The following is a 14,325-nucleotide window of genomic DNA, read 5'->3' as shown; positions in this document are numbered from 1 at the left end:
CTTCGGGCTACGGGCTGGGGGAGGGGCTGGAGGTGGGGGACCCGGTCCCGGAAGGGGCGGTGGTGTTCCCGGGCAGCGTGGGTGACGGGCTGCCGGAGGCAGTCCCGGATCCGGGCGTCGCGGGCATGTACGACTGGTATTCGGGCAGCGTGGAGTCCAGGACCGGAAGCTGCAGCTCGGCCGACTTACCTGTGGAGTCCTCGCTCACCCGGACCGTGACCAGGGACCCGGGGGATCCCGTGGTGGGGTCCAGCATCATGGCCGGAGGTTGGGCCAAAGAAGTTTCGCCGTTGGCCTTGGCCGGAATCGATACCGTCGATCCGGAAGCGCCGGATATCGTGACAACCGCGTCTTTGGCGGACGTGTTGAATACGGTGCCCATAATCCGTCCGGGCTGGTCCGCTCCGTGGGAGAGGATGAGCATGTCCGCCAGCTTCATCGGACCGACCACGGTGTTGATCCCGTTGGTCGCCGGCGTGATCTTCGTGGTTTCCGCGGGGTTGTCGGAGGAGCAGCCGGTTCCGGTCAGCAGCACCCCCAGCGTGAGGGCGGCGATCGCAGATCTGAATCCTGCCAGCAGGGTGGTGGGTGCCATGGCCGGCTCCTCTCGGCAGAAGCTGTCCGGTCACCTCCGATTATCGTCCCGGGCGGCGGGAAAATCGACCCGCCGTCGCCCCTGATGGCCACCCAGCGGGTGGCGCCCGACGGCGGCGCCACCGGCCGGCCCGACATGCGGCTTGAGTTCGAGCATCCCGGGGTCCGGACCCGGCTGCGCCTCGGCTGACACCAAACGAGGATTCTTTACTGATTTGCGGATCAGAATCCCCATAATCTCCGCAAATAGGTGATTATGGAGTCATGCCGAAAATCCGCATCTCCGAAGCAGCACGTTTTCTCGGGGTCAGTGACGACACCGTCCGGCGCTGGACCGAGAACGGGATCCTGACCCCGGTCAAGGATGACTCCGGCCGGCTGGCCGTGGACGGCCTGGAACTTGCCCACCTGGCCCGCGACCAGGCACAGCTTCCCGATGACCCCACCAAGGTGGGCCGCTCCGCCCGCAACCGGTTCGTCGGCCTGGTCACGGGCATCACCGCTGACAAAGTCATGGCACAGGTTGAGCTGCAGTGCGGGCCCTTCCGCGTCGTGTCCCTGATGAGCAGCGAAGCCGTCCGGGAACTGGGCCTGGAGCTTGGCTCCGTGGCGACCGCCGTGGTCAAAGCCACCACCGTCATCATCGAAACGCCCCACGGAAAGAGCATCGTATGAGGACTGCCCGCAAGCACGTCACCGCACTGCTGGCGGCCGGCGTCCTGGCCGCGGGCGTGGCGGGCTGCGCCGCCGGCACGCCCGGGGCAGCCGGAACCGGCTCCAACTCCAGCGCCGGGGCCAGTGAGACCCCCACGCTGTCCGGAGCGATCACCGTTTACGCCGCGGCCTCGCTGAAATCGACCTTCACCAAGCTGGCCAGCGACTTCGAGGCGAAGAACCCCGGCACCAAAATCACTTTGAACTTTGCCGGCTCCTCGGACTTGGCTACGCAGATCACCCAGGGCGCCCCGGCCGACGTCTTTGCCTCCGCCGACACTAAGAACATGGCCAAGCTGACCGATGCGGAACTGATCGACGGCGCCCCGGCCAACTTCGCCACGAACGTCCTGGAGATCGCGGTTCCGCCGTCCAACCCGGCATCGATCAGCTCCTTCGCCGACCTCGCCAAACCGGGCGTGAAGGTGGTGGTCTGCGCACCGCAGGTTCCCTGCGGCGCCGCGGCCGAGACCGTCGAAAAAGCCACCGGCACCACGCTGGCGCCGGTCAGCGAGGAATCGTCCGTCACGGATGTCCTGGGCAAGGTCACCTCGGGTGAGGCCGACGCCGGGCTGGTCTATGTCACGGACGTCAAGAACGCCGGAGACAAGGTCAAAGGCATCCGCTTCGCCGAGTCGGATCAGGCCGTAAATACCTACCCCATCGCCACGGTCGGCACGAGCAAGAACAAGGAGCTCGCCGCTGCCTTCATCGCCGCGGTCACCGGCAGCGAGGGCAAGACGGTCCTGAGCGACGCCGGATTCGGCACCCCGTAAACGGCATGCACAGGCGCAGCGGCACCGGGTACACAGGCATCCCGGCATGGATTTACGCCATCGCGGCAGCAGGGGCACTCTTCGTCCTGCTGCCGCTGGTGGCAATGGTCGCCAGGGTCAACTGGTCCGAGTTCATCCCGCTGATCACCTCCGAATCCTCACTCACCGCGCTCGGCCTGAGCCTGCGTACCTCCGCGGCGAGCACCGCCTCCTGCATCGTCCTCGGGGTGCCGCTCGCACTCATCCTGGCGCGGAGCCCGTTCCCGGGCCAGCGCCTGCTCCGGGCCTTCGTCCTGCTGCCGCTGGTCCTGCCTCCCGTGGTCGGAGGCATCGCCCTGCTCTACACCTTCGGCCGCCAGGGACTCCTGGGCAAAAGCCTGGAACTGGCCGGAATCCAGATCGCCTTCTCCACCACCGCCGTCGTCCTCGCCCAGACGTACGTTGCCCTGCCGTTCCTGGTGGTCAGCCTCGAAGGCGCCCTGCGCACCGCCGGCAACAAGTACGAGGCGGTCGCCGCGACCCTCGGCGCGCGCCCGGGCACGGTGCTGCGCCGGGTGACCATCCCGCTGGTGCTCCCCGGCCTGGCCTCCGGCGCCGTTCTGTCCTTCGCCCGCAGCCTGGGCGAATTCGGTGCCACCCTGACCTTCGCCGGCAGCCTGCAGGGCGTCACCCGCACCCTGCCGCTGGAGATCTATCTGCAACGCGAAACCGACGCCGACGCCGCCGTCGCGCTCTCCCTCCTTCTGGTCGCCGTGGCGGTGGCCGTCGTCGGGCTCTCCTACCGGCGCCCGCGCCTTGGCGTGGCACCGGAGGGGGCATTCCGGTGACCTTTCAGCTGGACGCAACCCTTGCCGCACGGGGCTTCGAGGTCTCCCTCAGCCTCGGACCGGCCGAGACAATCGCCATCCTCGGGCCCAACGGGGCCGGTAAATCGACGCTCCTCTCGATCATCTCCGGCCTGCTGCGCCCCGATGCCGGCAAGGCGACGATCGGCGAAAAAGTTCTCTTCGACCTGAGCGCGGACACCAACATCTGGCGCGCCCCGCACACCCGGGGCACGGCGCTGCTGGCCCAGGAAGCCCTCCTGTTTCCGCACCTCAGCGCACTGGACAACGTCGCGTTCGGGCCACGCAGTGCCGGCGCCTCCAGTGCCGCGGCCCGCGAAACGGCCATGCACTGGCTCACCGAAGTCGACGCCGACGCCCTCGCCTCGCGGCGCCCCGGACAGCTCTCCGGCGGGCAGGCCCAACGGGTGGCCGTGGCCCGCGCCCTCGCCGCCGACCCCGACCTGCTGCTCCTCGACGAGCCCATGGCCGCGCTCGACATCCACGCCGCCCCGCTGCTCCGCCGGCTCCTCAAGCGCGTCCTCGCCGGCCGCCGGGCCATCATCATCACCCACGACATCCTCGACGCCCTCATGCTGGCCGACAGGGTGATCGTCCTCGAGGACGGCCGGATCACCGAACAGGGCCCCACCCGCGAAGTCCTGGAAAAACCGCGCAGCCGGTTCGCCGCCGGGCTGGCCGGGCTGAACCTGGTGGCCGGCACCGTCAGCGACGCCGGGGTGACCACCGCCCAGGGCATGGTCGTCGCGGGCCACCAGGACGAGTCCGTCGAGCCCGGGCAGGACGGCGTAGCGGTCTTTCCGCCCTCGGCGGTATCGGTGTTCCTCACCGAAGAGCACGGCAGCCCGCGAAACTCATTCCAAGTGATCATCACGGACCTCGAGCCCCACGGCGATCAGATCCGTGTCCGTGCCGGTCGACTCTCCGCAGACATCACCCCGGCAGCGTCAGCCGACCTCGGACTCATCCCCGGAATGAGCGTCTACTTCGTCATCAAGGCCGCCGCCATCGCGATCTACCCGGCCTAGGGAGCTTCCGCACGTTCCGCCCGGCGGAGTAGTCTCGGTGCCGGGCGCTGCCGGCGCCGAGCGACTCCGCGAGGAAAGGAAAACCATGCCTGGAATGTATGTGGCGACCTCGACCATCACCATCGAGGCGCCCGCGAGCCGCGTATGGTCCGTGATCACCGACCCCGATGCCGCCAAGGAGTTCATGTTCGGCACCGAACTCGTGACCGACTGGACCGTAGGCGGACCCATCCTGTGGCGGGGCACCTGGGACGGCAAGGACTACGAGGACAGGGGCAGCATCCTCGAGTTTGAACCCGGACGGCGGCTGGTTGTCACGCACTTCAGCCCGTTGAGCGGCCAGGAGGATGCGCCGGAGAACTACCACACGCTGACCTGGACGCTCGAGGACCAGCCCGGTGCCACGCAACTCACCCTCGCCCAGGACAACAACGCCAGTGCCGAGGACGCCGACCACTCCAAGGGCATGTGGGACAGCCTGGTTGAGAGCGTGAAAGGAATCGCGGAGCGGGAAGAGCCAGGGCGCGATTAGGCAGTAGGACCGCGGGGCCAGGTTCCGCTACTGCTGACAGCGGCCCGCCGGTGGGCGGACAACAAGCGGACATCAAAGGGAACGCGACAAGAACGCCCGCCCGGGTGTCCCCAGGCAGGCGTTCCCGTCGTCGGCGGAAGGGCGCCTACAGCAGGCTTGCCGCGATGTCCCTCCCGATCCTCTGCAGCAGGGCGGCGGACAGTCCGGGGTCCTTGGAGGAGTCCTGGTCGGTGTACTCGGCCAGGGTGTAGACCCGGGTGAGCGCCAGTTCGGACCACCTTTCCCGGGGGAGGAGGGAACGGCCGGCCACCGCGATGATCGGGCGGGTTCCGGACCTCCGGGCGACGGCGGCCGGAAGTTTGCCGGCGAGGGTCTGTTCGTCGATGCTGCCCTCGCCGGTGATGACGACATCGCAACTGTCCCTGCGGTTGTTGAAATCGAGCAGGTCCAGGAAGTAGTCGGCGCCCGAGACCTGCTTGGCGCCCAGCAGCAGGCAGGCGAAGCCGATGCCGCCGGCGCTTCCGGCGCCCTCACGCTGCGCCAGTGCCTCGGCGTCCTCAAATCCGGCGTCCGTCAACGTGGCGACGAGGTGCGCCAGCCCGTGCTCCAGCGCCCCAACGTCCTGCGGTCCGGCGCCCTTTTGGGGTCCGAAGATCGCCGGCGCGCCGCCGGGCCCGAGCAGCGGATTGTGGACGTCGCTGGCGACTACGAGCTCCGTGCCGTCCAGTTCGGGGAACCTGGTCCGGCGGATGGTGTGGATCTGCGCCAGCGACTTTCCGCTGCCGTGGAGCTGCCGGCCGCGGACGTCGTGGAAGCCGTAGCCCAGGGCGGTGAGCATTCCCATGCCGCCGTCGGTGCTGGCACTTCCGCCCAGCGCCAGGACGATCCTGGCCGGGTTGAGACTGAGGGCGAACAGGATCGCTTCCCCAAAGCCCCGGCTGGAGGCCGCCAACGGTTCCAGCTGGGCCGCCGGCAGGAGCGCCAGGCCGCACGTGTTGGCGACCTCGACGACGGCGGTGGTGCCGTCGAACGCGATGCCGGCCGGGACGGGCTGGCCGGTGGGCCCGGTGACAGTGTGGCGGTGCCGGGTGAAGCCGGCGGCGACGGCGGCGTCCACACTGCCGTCCCCGCCGTCGGCCAGCGGAAGCAGCTCGCAGTGGACCGCTCCGGCCCCGCCAATGGAGCCGGCTCCGGCGCGGAGCCCTGCGGCCAGTGCATCGGCCACCTCGCCGGCCGTGAGGCTGCCTTTGAACTTGTCCGGTGCGATGAGGGTCCGCACGGTTTTCGGGGCGGTGGTGTGGACCATGTCAGATGGTTTCCGAGTAGGCGGGGCGGCGGTTGTCCTTGGCCGTCGAATCGGCATCGGCGGGTTCTGTGCGCTCCGGGTTGTTGTCCTGGTGCGTGTGGTGGCCGTATTCGATCAGGTCATCGTCGATGTCGCCGTAACCGTCCGGGAGGATCGGATCCTCGCTGGGCAGGGTCTCAACAGTTTCGCCGTTGAAGACGCGGCGGACGCGGTCCGCGTCCAGGGTGCGGTCCCACCAGGCGATGAACAAGGTGGCGACGGCATTGCCGGTGAAGTTCACCAGGGCCCGGCACTCGGACATGAACTTGTCGATGCCGAAGATAAGCATGATGCCGGCGGCAGGGATGGTGCCGAGCGTGGCCAGGGTGGCGGTCAGGGCGATGAAGCCGCCGCCGGCGACGCCGGCCGCGCCCTTGGAGGTGAGCAGCATGACCGCGATGAGGCCCAGCTGCTGGCCGATGGTCAGGTTCGTGTTGGTTGCCTGGGCGATGTAGACGGCGGCCAGCGAAAGGTAGATGGCGGCGCCGTCGAGGTTGAAGCTGTAGCCGGTGGGGACCACGAGCCCGACCGTTTCCTTCTTCACACCGGCGTGCTCGAGCTTGCGCATCAGGCCCGGGAGGGCCGGTTCGGCCGTGGAGGTGCCCAGAATGAGCAGGTACTCCTCTTTGAGGTGGCGGATCATCTTGAAGATGTTCAGCTTCAGGAAGGCCATGACGGACCCGAGGACCACGACGACGAAGAGGATCGAGGTGGCGTAGAAGAGAGCGATCAGCCCGCCCATGCTGGAGAGGGAGGAGACGCCGTACTTGCCGACGGCGAAGGCCATCGCGCCGAACGCGCCCAGCGGGGCGGCCTTCATGATGAAGCCCAGGATTTTGAACATGACCCCGGTGAGGCGCTGGACACCGTCCAGGACGGGCGCTCCGATCTTGCCCATGGCGTTCAGCGCGACGCCGAAGATCACGGCGATGAAGATGATCTGGAGGATGTCGCCTTCCACGAAGGGCGCGACGATGCTGGTGGGGATGACGTGGGTCAGGAACTGCCACCATTCCTGGTGGGCGCCGGCGTCGATGAGTTTGGCCGCGGAGTCCGTCGTCTTGATCGCGCTGGCGTCTGCGTTGACGCCGTCGCCGAGGCGGAAGATGTTGATGGCGACCAGGCCAAAGAGCAGGGCAAAGATCGTGCCGATCTGGAAATACGTCAGGGCCTTCAGCCCGGTCATGCCGACCTTCTTCAGATCCGCGACGCTGGCGATGCCGCCGACGATGGTCAGGAACACGATCGGGCCGATCAGCATTCTCATGGCGTTGACGAAGGTGGTGCCGATCGGTTCCATGGCAATGCCCGCGGCCGGGGCCAGCCAGCCCACCAGAATGCCGAGGACGATGCCGGTCAATACCCAGAAGTACAGCTGCCTGTACCAGCGTTTCTTGGGGGCGGGGATGTCCGTGCCCGCGGTGGTGATGTGTCCCATGATTCCTACCTCATTGTGGAATGTCTCTGGAGATGCTTTAAGTGGGGGGGGGTTTGCACGGGGCGGGAGCCAGTTGGGCGCAGCCGCCCCGTGCGGTGTGTAGCGTTCGACGGCGGCCGCGCGGCCGGCGTCGTCCGTTTCAGTGCCGTCGTCCGTTTTAGTGCGCCTCAGCGCTAAACGGCCGCCAGGGTGCGGGCCAGGGCCTCGATGATGGCATCGGTGACGTCCGCGGTGGTGGCGTCGCCGCCGACGTCGCGGGTCAGGTGGCCGGCGCCGGTTGCCTCTTCGATGGCGGCCTCGACGCGGCGGGCTTCCTCGTGGAGGCCAAAGTGGTCCAGCATCAGGGCTGCGCTGGCGATCGCGCCGATCGGGTTGCTGATGCCCTTGCCCGCGATGTCCGGGGCCGAGCCGTGCACCGGCTCGAACATGGACGGGAAGCGGCGCTCCGGGTTCAGGTTTGCGCTGGCCGCCAGGCCGAGGCTGCCGGCCAGGGCCGAGCCGAGGTCGGAGAGGATGTCGGCGTTCAGGTTGGAGGCGACGACCACGGAGAGGTCTTCCGGGTGCAGGATGAACTTGGCGCTCATCGCGTCGACCAGGACGCTCTCGGTGGCGACATCGGGGTAGTCCAGGGCAACACGCCGGAAGGTTTCGTCCCAGAGGACCATGCCGTACTGCTGGGCGTTGGACTTGGTGACGGAGGAGACCTTCTTCACCGTCCGGGTCCGGGCGAGATCGAACGCGAAGCGCATGATGCGCTCGCAGCCCTTCTCGGTGAACAGCGCGGTCTGCAGGGCGACCTCGTTGCCCGGGCCGCGGCCGCCGAGGTTGCGCCCGCCGAGGCCGGCGTACTCGCCTTCACTGTTTTCGCGGACCACAATCCAGTCGAGCTCGGTGGTGTCGGCCTTGCGCAGCGGGGACTGGACGCCCGGGAGGAACTTCACCGGACGGATGTTGGCCCACTGGTCAAAGTTCTGCGTGATATTCAGGCGCAGGCCCCAGAGGCTGATGTGGTCCGGGACGTTTTCCCAGCCGACAGCGCCGAAGTAGATGGCGTCGAAATCCTTGAGGGTGTCCAGTCCGTCGGGGTCCATCATCTGGCCGGTCTTGGCGTAGTACTCGCAGCCCCATGGGAACTCGGTCCATTCGAAGGCGAACTTGCCGCCGGAATTCTGCGCCAGGGCGTCCAGGACCCGGCGTCCGGCGGAGACGACCTCTTTGCCGACCCCGTCTGCGGGGATTGAAGCGATGCTGAATTTCTGGGTGGCGCTCATGTGCCTACCTCCTCGTTGAGTGTGTTAGCAGCGTCACACTGCCTTCCTCTTCAAGTAGACGGGCCGGCACCACATGCCGTCCAAGACCAAGATCCGATCCGCTAGATAGGTTCAGCCTATTGATGATGTGCCGGGGGAGGCGTGTCTGTCCTTCCTTGCGGTTGCGGGGCCGCGTGCAGCCGCGCCACCGCCAGGAAGGACCGGGCCGCGGGGGTCAGGTCGTCCCTCCGGCTGAGAACGGCAACATCCAGGTAGGATACGGGTTCGATCAGCAGCGTCCGCAGCCCCGATTTGTGCGCCAGGGGCGCCCACGACGACGGCATCACGGCGTGGCCGACCCCGGCCAGGACCAAGGGCAGGATCGAGGTCCGGTGGGCGACCTCGACGACGATTTCGGCGTCGATCCCCCGCGCCAGTGCATCGTCCACAAGCCAGCGCATCAGCGAGCCGCGCTGGCTCGCGACCAGGCGGTGGCCGGCCAGCTCCTCGCGTTGAATCGTTGTTGCGGCGCCAAACGTATCGGACTGGGGATTGATGAGAAGGATCAGCGGCTGGCGATCGAGCTCCAGCACCTCAACGCCGGGAACCTTGATGGGCGTGGGGGAGCCTGCCAGCCCGATCTCCGTACTGCCGCTTCGGACAGACTCGATGACGTCCTCCGGGGTGAAGGCGGCGCTGACATTGAGCCTGACCAAGGGATGAGCACGGGTGAAGGCGGCGATCATCGAGGACAGGGGCTCGATCCCGGGTGAGGGCATCGTGACGATGTCCAGCCGTCCGCTGCGCAGCCCGCGCACCGACTGCACCGCGGACTGCGCCGCATCGAGGTTGCGCATCACGAGCCGGGCCGGCCCGATCAGCTCCTTGCCCGCCTCGGTGAGCACCGCCCGCCGCCCGATCCGGTGGAAGAGCGGCACGCCCAGCTCCTTCTCGAGGGCGGCGATGGTCTGCGAGAGCGATGGCTGGGCGATGAGCAGGTGCTCCGCGGCCCGGCTGAACCCGTCGTGGTCAACAACAGCCAGAAAATACTTCAGCTTTCGGGTGTCCACCCTGGCTCCTTCACCGGTTTTTGCACTTGACGGTTGCCGTGCGGCCGCCTGATCGATGAGTCCGAGCCTATTTCCTGCGGACGATTCGGATGCGCATTTGTTCCACATCCGCGGCAAAGAGCATGATCGCCGCTCGCCGGATCACGCAACGCCCGCCGTCGTCCGCGCCGCTCGGGTCTTCGCCGCGCTACGGCAGCCGGGAGGGGCGCAACAGCGTGGGGACGCCGGCCTGCCCGGGGTCGAGCGGGACGGGGCTGACCAGCACGGCCGGGCCGCGGCTCAGGAGGCCGGTCGAAAGCGGCTGGCAGCGCACGCCTCCCCGGCCGCGCATGGCGTCGTGCGCGCCCGGGGCAAGCATCCGGTCCATCCACGCGCAGGGGTGGGCTGGCCGTCCGGCCCGGAGCCGGACCACGTTGCCCTTCGATTCAAGCGCGAACTCTTCGCCGAGCAGGGGAGCGAGGTGGGCGCCCCGGAGGACCACATTGCGCCGGGTCAGGAGCGGGTCAAAGGGGCCGGCTCCCAGCTTTTCAGCCATCGCCTCGAGGGCCTCGATCGAGAGGAGGGTGACGGCGGCGTCCATGTGCGCGGCCTTGCCGAAGAACCGGTCGCCGACGATGCCCTTGCCGGCCACCAGTTCCACTTGGTCCGCGTCCGTCGTGGGGACCTGCGCCGCACCATCGCGGGCGCGGCCGAAGTAGGCGTGTGCCGGCGAGACGAGGAGGTGCAGAATCTCGACGTCGTACGTGTAGCTTGCCGTCATGCCCTAAAACTATCCTCCCTCGTGGCGTTGGGCCGCGAAGTCGCCGGAAACGTGCGGACTCGCCGGAACCTTCCGGCGACCTCGCAGGCTTCCCGCGAACCCGGCGGGGCCCGATCAGGGTACGAGCACGATCTTCCCTTTCGCCGCGGCAGCGACCATGCCGGATCAGGGTACGAGCACGATCTTCCCTTTCGCCGCGGTGCTCCCCAGCAGCTCATGGGCGCGACGAACGTCCGAAAGCGGCAGGCGCTCGGCCACCACCGGGTGAATCTCGCCGCGGCGAAGCAACTCGAGCAGCGCGAAGAAGTCTGCCCTGAACCAGTCCTGGTGGTGGATGCGCAGCTTCTGGATCCGGTAGGACAGCACCTTTCGGCGGGGTGACAGCCAGCCCCAGAGTGCGACGCTCCCCGTTGCCGCGTACCAGGCGATCACGCCCGGCCAGTTCTTGCGCCCCTGCGCGATGGTGGCGTAGCGGCCAAACACAACGAGCCGGCCGCCGGGCCGCAGCGCCCGGAAGGAGCGCAGAGACAACGGCCCACCGATCCCGTCGAGGGCAATGTCTACGCCGTCGCCGGTGAGCCCGCGCACTCGGGCCAGGAAATCCTCGTTCTGATAGTCGATCGCCACCGCGCCCAGCCGCTCCACTGCGGCGCGGTCCCGGCCGGAGGCGGTCCCGTAGAGGCGGAGGCGGGCCAGTGCTCCGAGCTCGAGGATGGCGGCGCCCACCCTGCCTGCCGCGCCGTGAACCAGAACGCTCTCCCCGGGCTTCGCCTGGGCCGTCCGGTGCAGCAACTGGTAGGCGGTCATGTAGGGGAAGACGAGGCTTACGACCTCGGCCGGGTCGAGGTCCTCAGGCACATCCACCGCGTATGCCTCCGGCACACAGACGCGCTCGGCGTTGGCGCCCCACACCGTCAGCGCGCCGATGCGGTCCCCGACCCGCACCCGCGAGCAACCGGGCCCGAGCTCATCAACGATGCCGACGAGCTCGTATCCGGGCGTGAACGGCGGCTTCGGTCCGCCGAGGTAGGTGCCGGCGCGGAGCTGGGCATCGGTGAAAGAGACCCCCGAAGCCAGGACCCTGACGCGGACTTCACCCGGGCCGGGCCGTGGATCGTCGACCTCCACCACCTGCAGGACTTCGGGGCCGCCGAAGCGGTCGATCACCACACGCTTCATGGGCTCACTCTACGCTCGGCATACGCTCCGCACACCGGTCACTTTGCCGCCCAGCGCCGAGGCCGCTGGGGTCGATTCCCGACACATTGACACCCCCGAGCAGTCGGACTATCCTACAACCAAATGGTTGTAGATCAGCTCCGAACCCAGCTCAACGACGACGAACTCGACCGCCTTTTCCAGGCGTTCGCCGACGCGACCCGCAGGGACATCGTGCGCCGGGTGACGGTGGGCGAGTACTCGATCTCCGGGCTCGCTGCCCTCTACGCCATGAGTTTTGCGGCCGTCCAGAAGCATGTGGCGGTGCTGGAACGCGCTTCCCTTGTCTCGAAGGAGAAGCGGGGAAGGGAGCAGATCGTGCGGGCCAACCATGACGGCCTGCAGCGGGCCCGCCGCCTGCTGGACGACTACGAGGTCATTTGGCGCCAGCGCGCCGACCGGATTGCGGACCTGCTGGCCGAATCGGCCGCCCCGGAACCTGACGAGACGCAGGCAGGCGCCAGAACAACGAATAAATCGCAAGGCCAAGCTGAAGGAAACTGAAGGATAGGAGAGTTCGTCATGACGGTTGTCAGTTCAGTCAAGAATCTTGAGGCGCTGAGCCTCACCGTGGTCGCCGAGTTTGATGCCGGAGTTGGGCGCGTCTGGCAAATCTGGGAAGACCCGCGCCAGCTCGAGCGCTGGTGGGGGCCGCCCACGTGGCCGGCCACCTTCGAAAAGCACGAGTTCGTCCCGGGCGGCGAGGCCAGCTACTACATGACGGGACCCGAGGGGGAGAAAGCCCGCGGCTGGTGGCGGTTCGTGACCATCAACGCCCCGCACCGGCTGGAGTTCGATGATGGCTTCGCGGACGACAACGGCGACCCCGTGGCCGACATGGGCACGATCCATGGAGTTGTGACACTGGAGCCAATCGGCGACCGCACCCGAATGACCATCATGTCCACGTTCGAGGCGGAGGAGCAGATGGAGAAGATCGTCGCCATGGGCATGGAAGAAGGCATGAGGGAGGCGCTGGGCCAGGTCGACGCGATCATCGCCGAGTCCGTCAACGCTTGACCTGCAACGCAACACGACGACGGCGGGAATCTCCCGCCGTCGTCCGCAAGGCCCTGTTCAGCCCGGCATTAGCGGCGGTAACATGCCGTGTGACATTCACCCACGGTTACGCGGCGAACGGCGACCTCCGCATGTACTACGAGGTCCACGGTCACCCGCGGGCCGGCGAGCCCCCGCTGTTGCTGATTCCCGGCGGAGGCTCGAGCATCGAGACCAACTTCGCCGGCCTCATCCCCGCGCTGCTGGCCGAGAGCCTGCAGGTGATCGCCGTCGAAGAGGAAGGCCACGGCCGGACCGCGGCTACCGCCCGGCCGCTCACCGCCGAAGGATCGGCAGAGGACATCAAAGCCGTGCTCGATGAGCTCAACGTGGACTCCGTGGATGTGCTCGGGTTCAGCGCCGGGGGCCACACCGCGCTCGCGCTGGCCATGGGGCATCCGTCCATGGTGCGGTGCCTGATTGCCGCCTCCACCTTCGCCAGCCGCGACGCTGTGGGCGATGAATTTTGGGAGGGGATGGAAAAGGCAACCCTCGATGACATGCCGGAGGTGTACCAGGACGCGGACCGCCGGCTGAACCCGGAGCCCGGACACCTCGAGCGGATGTTCGAACTGGACCGCCAGCGGATCCTGACCTTCCCCGGCTGGCCGGACGAGGACCTGCGCCGCATCACGGCCCGCACCCTGGTGCTGAGCGCCGACCGCGACGTCGTCAGCGCTGACCATGCCGTGCAGATGTCACGGCTCATTCCCGGGGCACGTCTGATGATCGTGCCGGGCAGCCACGGCGATTATTTGGGCGAGCTGGCCGCGAGCGGGGGCGACCTGCGGGCCATGCGGACCACTCTTCCGTACCTGCTGCGGTTCCTGGAGGAGTAGGGGCCGGTCAGGGCGTTGCCGGCGTGGAGGTCTGCGCCGGACTGGTTTGTGCCGGGCTGGTCTGTGCCGGGCTGGTTTGTGCCGGAGTGGAGCTCCAGTGCTGCCGGTGCAGCCGCTCGAAGCCGTCCAGGAGCAGGTCCAGGGCGAACTCGAACTCGAACTGGTCATCGCACCCCTGGCCCACCACGGAGTCCTGGTGCGCGGAGGCGGTGGCGACCTTCAGAATGTTCGGATACCGCTCGGCCATCTCCCGGAACATGGCCGCCTGCGCTTCCGGCGGAAGGGTCGCCAGCCCTGCGGCGTCCCCGCCGGCGGAGTCGTCGAACAGCTCCTGGGTAAACCCCCACATGCGGCTGCCGAGGGCGTGCATGACGTGATGGGTCAGGTCCACGGAGAAGCCTCCGGCCAGGAACATGCCGATGAACGAGTCCATGTAGCCAAGGACCGCCGGCGTTTTATTGGTGCGCGATTCCAGCACTTGCCGGGCCCACGGATGCCGCAGCAGCGCCCCCCTCGCCGAGAGCACCCTCAGGCGCACGGTGTCCTTCCAGCCGGCATCACGGACGGGAGGATCGATCTCGCTGACAAGGGCGTCCACCATGCAGTCAAGGAGTTCCTCCTTGTTTGCCACGTGCTTGTACAGCGCCATCGGGACGACGCCGAGTTCCTGCGCCAGCCGGCGCATGCTCAGCGCCTCGATCCCCACCTGATCGGCCAGCACGACGGCGGCAGCCAGGACGCGGTCCCGGCTCAACGGGATCCGGCGCGTGCGCTCCGCTTGCTGGGTCATCCGGCCACCCTTCCCTAACGGTTCTCTATTGACAAGTGTACGCCGTACACCTAACGTGGCCGCATCA

The 14,325-nt window shown here is 67.8% G+C and carries 16 protein-coding genes; 8 read left to right on the top strand and 8 right to left on the bottom strand.

Annotation, left to right across the window (positions count from 1 at the left end; genetic code table 11):
- Window positions 1–7: 7 nt before the first annotated feature.
- Window positions 8–595, bottom strand: coding sequence for a hypothetical protein (locus tag AC1D0A_RS00795; protein ID WP_476944961.1), 588 nt, complete (start codon window positions 593–595; stop codon window positions 8–10).
- Between the two features lie 263 nt (window positions 596–858).
- Between AC1D0A_RS00795 and AC1D0A_RS00790 the strand changes: the two genes are divergently transcribed.
- The 5 genes from AC1D0A_RS00790 to AC1D0A_RS00770 all read left to right on the top strand — a co-directional run bounded on the left by AC1D0A_RS00790 (window position 859) and on the right by AC1D0A_RS00770 (window position 4,489).
- Entirely contained in the window at window positions 859–1,269 is a 411-nt protein-coding gene (locus AC1D0A_RS00790; RefSeq protein WP_476942864.1) for a TOBE domain-containing protein, read from the top strand.
- Window positions 1,266–2,084: a molybdate ABC transporter substrate-binding protein gene (gene modA, locus AC1D0A_RS00785; RefSeq protein ID WP_476942863.1), complete on the top strand. Its 819-nt coding sequence runs from the start codon at window positions 1,266–1,268 to the stop codon at window positions 2,082–2,084. Before AC1D0A_RS00790 ends, modA begins: the two co-directional genes overlap by 4 nt.
- Before the next feature lie 5 nt (window positions 2,085–2,089).
- The gene (locus AC1D0A_RS00780) at window positions 2,090–2,911 is read left to right on the top strand and encodes an ABC transporter permease (protein ID WP_459385632.1); all 822 of its coding nucleotides are present in this window, start codon (window positions 2,090–2,092) and stop codon (window positions 2,909–2,911) included.
- Window positions 2,908–3,957 (top strand): sulfate/molybdate ABC transporter ATP-binding protein, encoded by a 1,050-nt coding sequence (locus AC1D0A_RS00775; protein ID WP_459385631.1) that lies wholly within the window; start codon window positions 2,908–2,910, stop codon window positions 3,955–3,957. Before AC1D0A_RS00780 ends, AC1D0A_RS00775 begins: the two co-directional genes overlap by 4 nt.
- Before the next feature lie 85 nt (window positions 3,958–4,042).
- A complete protein-coding gene (locus AC1D0A_RS00770) occupies window positions 4,043–4,489 on the top strand; it encodes an SRPBCC domain-containing protein (RefSeq protein WP_476942862.1) in 447 nt (148 codons plus the stop codon).
- Window positions 4,490–4,634: 145 nt separating this feature from the next.
- Here the strand turns inward: AC1D0A_RS00770 and AC1D0A_RS00765 are convergent, their stop codons facing one another.
- From AC1D0A_RS00765 to AC1D0A_RS00740, 6 genes are all read right to left on the bottom strand, one after another.
- Window positions 4,635–5,795 carry a glycerate kinase gene (locus AC1D0A_RS00765; protein WP_476942861.1) on the bottom strand — a complete coding sequence of 387 codons (1,161 nt, stop codon included), beginning with the start codon at window positions 5,793–5,795 and terminating at the stop codon, window positions 4,635–4,637.
- A gap of 1 nt (window position 5,796) precedes the next feature.
- Window positions 5,797–7,272, bottom strand: a complete 1,476-nt coding sequence (gene dctA, locus AC1D0A_RS00760; protein WP_476942860.1) for a C4-dicarboxylate transporter DctA — start codon at window positions 7,270–7,272, stop codon at window positions 5,797–5,799.
- A gap of 173 nt (window positions 7,273–7,445) precedes the next feature.
- Complete coding sequence (locus AC1D0A_RS00755; RefSeq protein ID WP_476942859.1) at window positions 7,446–8,543, bottom strand: tartrate dehydrogenase; 1,098 nt, start codon at window positions 8,541–8,543, stop codon at window positions 7,446–7,448.
- 116 nt (window positions 8,544–8,659) lie between these two features.
- A complete protein-coding gene (locus AC1D0A_RS00750; protein ID WP_243181659.1) occupies window positions 8,660–9,592 on the bottom strand; it encodes a LysR family transcriptional regulator in 933 nt (310 codons plus the stop codon).
- Window positions 9,593–9,779: 187 nt separating this feature from the next.
- Window positions 9,780–10,352, bottom strand: a complete 573-nt coding sequence (locus AC1D0A_RS00745; protein ID WP_243181660.1) for an MOSC domain-containing protein — start codon at window positions 10,350–10,352, stop codon at window positions 9,780–9,782.
- Window positions 10,353–10,517: 165 nt separating this feature from the next.
- On the bottom strand, window positions 10,518–11,531 hold the full coding sequence (locus AC1D0A_RS00740; RefSeq protein ID WP_476942858.1) for a medium chain dehydrogenase/reductase family protein: 1,014 nt from the start codon (window positions 11,529–11,531) through the stop codon (window positions 10,518–10,520).
- 123 nt (window positions 11,532–11,654) lie between these two features.
- Here AC1D0A_RS00740 and AC1D0A_RS00735 point away from each other — a divergent pair, with 123 nt between their 5' ends.
- The 3 genes from AC1D0A_RS00735 to AC1D0A_RS00725 all read left to right on the top strand — a co-directional run bounded on the left by AC1D0A_RS00735 (window position 11,655) and on the right by AC1D0A_RS00725 (window position 13,468).
- Window positions 11,655–12,074 (top strand): ArsR/SmtB family transcription factor, encoded by a 420-nt coding sequence (locus AC1D0A_RS00735; RefSeq protein ID WP_476942857.1) that lies wholly within the window; start codon window positions 11,655–11,657, stop codon window positions 12,072–12,074.
- Window positions 12,075–12,092: 18 nt separating this feature from the next.
- On the top strand, window positions 12,093–12,590 hold the full coding sequence (locus tag AC1D0A_RS00730) for an SRPBCC family protein (protein ID WP_028275161.1): 498 nt from the start codon (window positions 12,093–12,095) through the stop codon (window positions 12,588–12,590).
- A gap of 89 nt (window positions 12,591–12,679) precedes the next feature.
- A complete protein-coding gene (locus AC1D0A_RS00725; protein WP_243181663.1) occupies window positions 12,680–13,468 on the top strand; it encodes an alpha/beta fold hydrolase in 789 nt (262 codons plus the stop codon).
- 7 nt (window positions 13,469–13,475) lie between these two features.
- Here the strand turns inward: AC1D0A_RS00725 and AC1D0A_RS00720 are convergent, their stop codons facing one another.
- Window positions 13,476–14,258 (bottom strand): TetR/AcrR family transcriptional regulator, encoded by a 783-nt coding sequence (locus tag AC1D0A_RS00720; RefSeq protein ID WP_476942856.1) that lies wholly within the window; start codon window positions 14,256–14,258, stop codon window positions 13,476–13,478.
- Between the last annotated feature and the right edge of the window lie 67 nt (window positions 14,259–14,325).

The sequence above is a fragment of the Arthrobacter sp. P1_D4 genome (genome assembly GCF_056406115.1).
Note: the sequence above shows the minus strand (reverse complement) of the source record. Positions and strands in the feature narration are given on the sequence as shown.